This window comes from Deltaproteobacteria bacterium, from assembly GCA_016930875.1.
Classification (GTDB): Bacteria; Desulfobacterota; Desulfobacteria; order Desulfobacterales.
This window is the reverse complement of record JAFGFW010000110.1, coordinates 1-5,288: the sequence shown is the minus strand read 5'-3', so window position 1 is coordinate 5,288 and position 5,288 is coordinate 1. Positions and strand designations below refer to the sequence as shown.

8 protein-coding genes are annotated in these 5,288 nt (G+C 50.3%); all 8 read right to left on the bottom strand.

Annotated features, from left to right (window positions below; all coding sequences use genetic code 11):
• Window positions 1-72 precede the first annotated feature (72 nt).
• The 8 genes from JW883_10075 to JW883_10040 all read right to left on the bottom strand — a co-directional run bounded on the left by JW883_10075 (window position 73) and on the right by JW883_10040 (window position 4,283).
• Window positions 73-492, bottom strand: a complete 420-nt coding sequence (locus JW883_10075) for a hypothetical protein (protein MBN1842612.1) — start codon at window positions 490-492, stop codon at window positions 73-75.
• A 91-nt stretch (window positions 493-583) separates the two neighbouring features.
• The gene (locus JW883_10070) at window positions 584-1,102 is read right to left on the bottom strand and encodes a DUF4203 domain-containing protein (GenBank protein MBN1842611.1); all 519 of its coding nucleotides are present in this window, start codon (window positions 1,100-1,102) and stop codon (window positions 584-586) included.
• Between the two features lie 156 nt (window positions 1,103-1,258).
• A complete protein-coding gene (locus JW883_10065; protein ID MBN1842610.1) occupies window positions 1,259-1,903 on the bottom strand; it encodes a DUF599 domain-containing protein in 645 nt (214 codons plus the stop codon).
• A gap of 101 nt (window positions 1,904-2,004) precedes the next feature.
• Window positions 2,005-2,691 (bottom strand): hypothetical protein, encoded by a 687-nt coding sequence (locus JW883_10060; GenBank protein MBN1842609.1) that lies wholly within the window; start codon window positions 2,689-2,691, stop codon window positions 2,005-2,007.
• A 77-nt stretch (window positions 2,692-2,768) separates the two neighbouring features.
• Window positions 2,769-3,284: a DUF1269 domain-containing protein gene (locus tag JW883_10055; GenBank protein ID MBN1842608.1), complete on the bottom strand. Its 516-nt coding sequence runs from the start codon at window positions 3,282-3,284 to the stop codon at window positions 2,769-2,771.
• A gap of 55 nt (window positions 3,285-3,339) precedes the next feature.
• The gene (locus JW883_10050; protein ID MBN1842607.1) at window positions 3,340-3,591 is read right to left on the bottom strand and encodes a hypothetical protein; all 252 of its coding nucleotides are present in this window, start codon (window positions 3,589-3,591) and stop codon (window positions 3,340-3,342) included.
• A gap of 14 nt (window positions 3,592-3,605) precedes the next feature.
• Entirely contained in the window at window positions 3,606-3,740 is a 135-nt protein-coding gene (locus JW883_10045; protein ID MBN1842606.1) for a desulfoferrodoxin FeS4 iron-binding domain-containing protein, read from the bottom strand.
• Between the two features lie 36 nt (window positions 3,741-3,776).
• Entirely contained in the window at window positions 3,777-4,283 is a 507-nt protein-coding gene (locus JW883_10040; protein MBN1842605.1) for a periplasmic heavy metal sensor, read from the bottom strand.
• Between the last annotated feature and the right edge of the window lie 1,005 nt (window positions 4,284-5,288).

The window sequence follows — 5,288 nt, the reverse complement described above, 5'->3', positions numbered from 1 at the left end:
ATTCCTCAAAACTGCCCAAAAAGGCCGCAAAGAAAGACTATCATTGCTTTTCAGGACCTTTTGCCATGTTGTTTATGCAACTATAGGCTTAAGTGCCACATAGGTCAACACATCAACAGGATTGGAGACGACCACCACCATCTTGGGTTGATGCTGGACAATCTGAGGAATGACGCTTTTGAAGATGTCTGCGTTTCTTTGTGTTAGATCCAGCCTTGTTTCTCCGGGCTTCTGACTGGCGCCTGCCGTGATCACCACAACGCTCGCATCGCGGCAGTCCGTATAATCCCCTGCGTAGATCCGGCAGGGCTGGACAAATGATAGGCCGTGATTTAAGTCCATTACATGGCCCTCCGCCCTTTCAGCCGCCTGGTCAATGAGAACAATACTGCCGGCAAGGCCGCTCGTCATGAGTGCAAACGCAAAGGTCGCGCCCACCTGGCCTGCGCCCACGATGACTACTTTTCTGTCTACCGAAAAAGCCTTTTGCATGGCCTTCAGATACCTCCCCAGATCCTTTTCAAAGGTTTTCCACCACCGCGTTCGGCTTGGCCTGAACCTGTCCGAAACTCAAGCCTCTTTTTTACCCTTTAGTCCCATCGTATTGCTTGGCTTGAGGCAAGAGCTTTGTCTGAACAAAAGCCCCGGTAATCACCAGCAACAGGAAAACGATTATTCTCATTCCTTGCCCTAAACCTAACGCCCCAACCACCGCCCCGGCTCCCACCAGGCAAGAAAGCAAAATGATTACCCAGTCCATGATGAGGGTTGCGACCACGGCCCCAATCACCCCAACAAAAGTGCATATGACTATGTTATTTGCCCCCGAACCGAATGACTGAGCTAGAATTAGGGCGAAGTAAAAGCCCCCATAAAACCCTGCGAGGGCGAAGGCAACGCGCTGGGCCAATACTGCAAGCAAGGCTCCGAGAAAACCCGCGCCAAGGGCAAACAAAACCTGTATCCACTGCGGTTGATCCGGGAATACCAGACCCGCGAACCCCATGCCGAAAAGAAACCCCACTATTGAAACAAAGAGCCAAAAAAGCTTTCGTCCCAGTACAAGCAAGACCAGACCTAAAACAATGTTAGAGAATTCCATCCCGCTTCCATCTCCTGAAAGGTCCTTTCAAGGTTCGCTCACAACTGGCGGGACGATGCGTTGAAGTCACCCTGGTTCTCCTAGTCGTCCAGTAAGCTTCTCCAACACCCAGATCCCAGGGGTTTTGCTGTCGTGCATTTCTTGCTGGTTCCTTTTTCAAATAGTCCGGTCCAGCTTGTAAAGTATGACGGTCAATACGATGGACCCAGATAGCATCCATGTCGGTCCAAAAAGCCAAAGCGTCAATGGCACTGAAAAATAGAATCCGCGCATTCCGAGGGTGTAGTGCATATTGGCCCGATTAATAATTTTGGCTACGGACTCGTAAGTGATGGCCGGTTCGTCCGACGTCGGAATGTTGATGGCAAAACTGGCATGGTTGTAGTAACGGATCGTCAGTGCAAAATTGAAAAAGGAAAAAAAGAAAACAACGACCAGTATCATTAGTTTTATCAGCCAAAGCTCCAGACTTTTCGTTCCAAACAGATTCAGGGCGTGGGCACATTCTGCGATTTTTTCAGTCCTGAAAACCGTATTAAGGATGCCCAAGCCGATGAGGATGGCCGTTGAGGCCAGAAAGCTGGATGCCATCACCCAATTTCGCAAAGTCTGGATGGCCTCGATGTGTTCTTTCGCTCCCATCACGGCTTCCACCCATTCGTATCGCAGGTGATTGCCGAGACCAATGGATGTGGCCATCGGATCTTTTCGCACTTGGCAAGCAAGGTGCAGATGGTAGATGACAAGAATAGAAAAGGCCGTACCGGTCAAAACAACTTCCGCCGCTGCAATTGTAAACATTCAGCTTCCTCTCTTGCGCATCCCCCTCATAAATCCCTTTTGTCGAGCTATCAGCCACGGTGCCTTGCGCTCCGTCTACAACAGCCAAGCACGAAAACGCTTCATTCGGCGAGCGGCTCGATTCTTTCCCCCAATGCTTTCAATCCGCGGCCCAAGCCCTCAATAGCCTTTCCGGCCTCCTCGGCTGTCCAGCTGGCCCCTTCCGTGATTTTTTTCCCCACGGATCGTGCGAGCTGTAACGATGCATGGTCTCCTGCTTCAAGCTTTTGTCCTGACCAGGCAGCAGCGCTTTCGAGGTGCATTGCGGCGGCCTTCAAGGCACGCCCGACCTTTGTGCTTTGCTTTTTTGCCCAGGCTTCCGAAGCCTTGGCATGGTGCTGGATGGCCAGGGCTTCATGGGCTCTGGAAAACGCTTCTGACAGTTTTCGAGCAGAGGAAACCGTGCCCTTTTCCACGTCATCAGCCAGCTTTTCCAGTTTGTGAATGGAAGCTGTCAATGCCTTCTTCGCATCACCTGCCGCACGAGCCGTTTCCAACTTCATGAATCCCACGGCCTTCCTCATATTAGCGGCCGCAGCCTTGTAATCCCTTTTCAGGAAGTTCTCATGGGCCTGGTGAAACTGAGCTCCCGGTTCATCCGGAAAAGCAAGCCAGATCTCTTCCTCCACAACGATCCAGCCGTCCGGAACCTGCGGTGCAGTCTTTGGACCATCTGATTTCCCGAGAGCGGTATGGGACATGGTCAAAACAAGAACAAAGACAATGGATGAAAAAACACGACTATTCATGACGCTCCTCCTTGTTTGCGGTCACCGGCGAGGCGACACGCGTTGGCTTATCAACTTTTTTACACTTGAAAGGTTGACTAAACGGAATGGACAGTTGCGTCCACCACATTCATTTTCTTGATAATATCATGTGCTCTCTTGACCTCATCGGCTGTGCCATGAGCAATGGCCAGAAACTTGTCCGCCTTAAGGTCTGTTTCATATTTTATGATGCTGTCTTTCGGAATCCCGATGCCGTACAGTCCGGCCCCGAGCGCACTGAGACCGCCAACGATGGCGGCGCTCTCCAGGGCCCCGAGGATCCAAGAAACCAGGGGGCCGCCAACAAGTATGGGACCAATGCCGGGCACCCAGAAGAATGCCGAGCCAAAAAGCATCCCCCAGATTCCTCCCCAGAAAGCCCCCGACTTGCCCCAATACTTCATGCGATCTCCTGCATTATAATACCCGACTACGTGTTTTTCCGTGTGGTAGTCTTTTCCAACGACTGACAACTTCTGCATGTCAAAACCGGATTTTTCCAGTTGCTTGACAGCATCTTCAGCCTTTTCATGAGTTTCGCAAACACCGATAACGGCGTTTTTCTCCTTCATTTTCACCCTCCGATCGTTATTGTCATGTAAGACACGATGTCCCAGCGCGTTGGCGCTAAGGCATCCTGTCGATGTTTGCCCTGCGTTGGGCGATCTGGAGCCCAAGGGATACGCACTGTTTGCCTTCAATACACTGATCCGCTTCTTCGGGTTCCAGGTGTGTCTTCAATTCATGCTTATCCTTCTTCAGATCCACTACCCATGCCTTTTTCCCTTTGTCGAAGTTGACATCCACATCAATGCCGCATTCTCCAATGTCAGGGTAAATCGACTTGATCTTCCCACACAACTCTTTCTTGTCATGCATGGCTTTGCCCTCCTTTACTTTTTCTGCAATTTCATGGGTTGCCCGCAACAGACCAGTTCGCCCCCACCGGCTTTTTTCACTTCAACCACGTTACCGCAGACTTCACAGCTGTAAACTTCTCCGGCCTTTTTAACCTTTGGCGCCCGTATCACCCGCTTTCATGACTCAGAATGTGTGAAAAGTCATCACCAGGAGCCGGGGCATGTCCAACCCCTGTCGCCAAACTGCTTTCGGCACTCCAGGAGATGCTTGTCCCGTTTCTTGGCCAGCTGTGCCTCAATCTGGGCGATCTCACCGGAAAGCTTCTCAATCCTGCCATGATCTACCTGGGGCTGATTCCACAATGTCTCCAGTTCCACGCGTTTAGACACCAATTCTTTCCGCAGGTCCAGGATTTCCATCTGGTGTTTTGCTCTCATCTCCTCCCACTTTTTCTGCTCCTCCTGGGTCATGGACTTCCAGTCTCGGGGTCTTTCACTCCAGCCCCAACCGTGATGTACCCCGGAGCCGCCCCTGCGCATCCCGTGTCCGTGCAGCCCATAACCCATCATGTGACCGCACCTGCCGTAAGCCGGCATGTCGTCGCCGTACGCCTCTTTGCTTTCGTCTCGCCCTTTTTCTCCACAATAGGTTGGAAAGCCTTGGAAAAGAATCAATCCCATCGACAGCAGGACTACAAATAGATGTTTCATGCCTTTCCCTCCTTTCCTCAACAACTAGAATTTTGACTACTTACATCGCCCCCTCCCAGAGTAAGGGACGTGAGTTCAAAACAAAAAAGTCCCTTGAAAACGTATGTCCTACGATGCACGGAGTCTCGATACGCCTGACCAATAACACCTAGTCAACCGTTGTCTATTCGGGAAAATACGGATTTGGTCATTTTTCGAACCACTTCTCCGTGTATCTCTTCAGAAGTTTACCAACGGCTTCTTCAAGCAGTTTATTGACTGTCCGCTTTTCGTAGATGTCAAGGGTTTTCAGTTGTTTGATCAATTTTTGGGTAACTTCTCAATTTCAGGTATAGTGAAACAAGTGATGGATCTGACCCTAGTGAGCTGTTGCTCCACAACGTTCAAGTATGAGCAAGTTGGATATATATGGCCATCGCAAATTTTGTAGTAGAGAATCTGTTGTATTCTTGCAAGGGCGGCCTAGATGGCAGGCCGTGGAGCCTCCTCTGTCGGCCAGATCGTGGTTTGGACAAACGCGGCTCCTTACCACCTTTGCTTGGTTTTCTATTTGGATCATATGTCAATGGCAATGGGGTGAACACCCTATTTCTTGGTCGTTTAGACCGTATTTTTAGGTTGGGCTGTCGTAACGGCCCAGAATCCGAGTACGGTGTTTTTGGCTATCCACTTATACTGGAAATCAATGAGGGCGTTGCAATTGCTGTTTAAGATCGTGGAAACGGCTGAAGACGCATGGCGGGAAATCGTCGCAGCAAATAGTCTTTCACGGATGGCGAAAATTACATGTGTACCTCCTCAAAAGGCTTTTCAATGATCCGTCCCATCAAGAAATTTTTGAGGTTATGCCCATTGTTGGAGGATTTCTCATCAAATTATACCACCATCGCTAATTACGTATTTAAAAATTTTTGCACAGCACATGGCGGCTTGACAAATCGGTCCTCTGGCGACGTATTTTACCGGACAATCGCCAGGCCCAGCCGTAATGCCTCGTTCCGTTCT

Excerpts from the sequence above, each read along its gene's own strand:
- JW883_10075 (MBN1842612.1), bottom strand. The coding sequence starts at position 492 with ATGCAAAAGGCTTTTTCGGTAGACAGAAAAGTAGTCATCGTGGGCGCA.
- JW883_10070 (MBN1842611.1), bottom strand. The coding sequence starts at position 1,102 with ATGGAATTCTCTAACATTGTTTTAGGTCTGGTCTTGCTTGTACTGGGA.
- JW883_10065 (MBN1842610.1), bottom strand. The coding sequence starts at position 1,903 with ATGTTTACAATTGCAGCGGCGGAAGTTGTTTTGACCGGTACGGCCTTT.
- JW883_10060 (MBN1842609.1), bottom strand. The coding sequence starts at position 2,691 with ATGAATAGTCGTGTTTTTTCATCCATTGTCTTTGTTCTTGTTTTGACC.
- JW883_10055 (MBN1842608.1), bottom strand. The coding sequence starts at position 3,284 with ATGAAGGAGAAAAACGCCGTTATCGGTGTTTGCGAAACTCATGAAAAG.
- JW883_10050 (MBN1842607.1), bottom strand. The coding sequence starts at position 3,591 with ATGCATGACAAGAAAGAGTTGTGTGGGAAGATCAAGTCGATTTACCCT.
- JW883_10040 (MBN1842605.1), bottom strand. The coding sequence starts at position 4,283 with ATGAAACATCTATTTGTAGTCCTGCTGTCGATGGGATTGATTCTTTTC.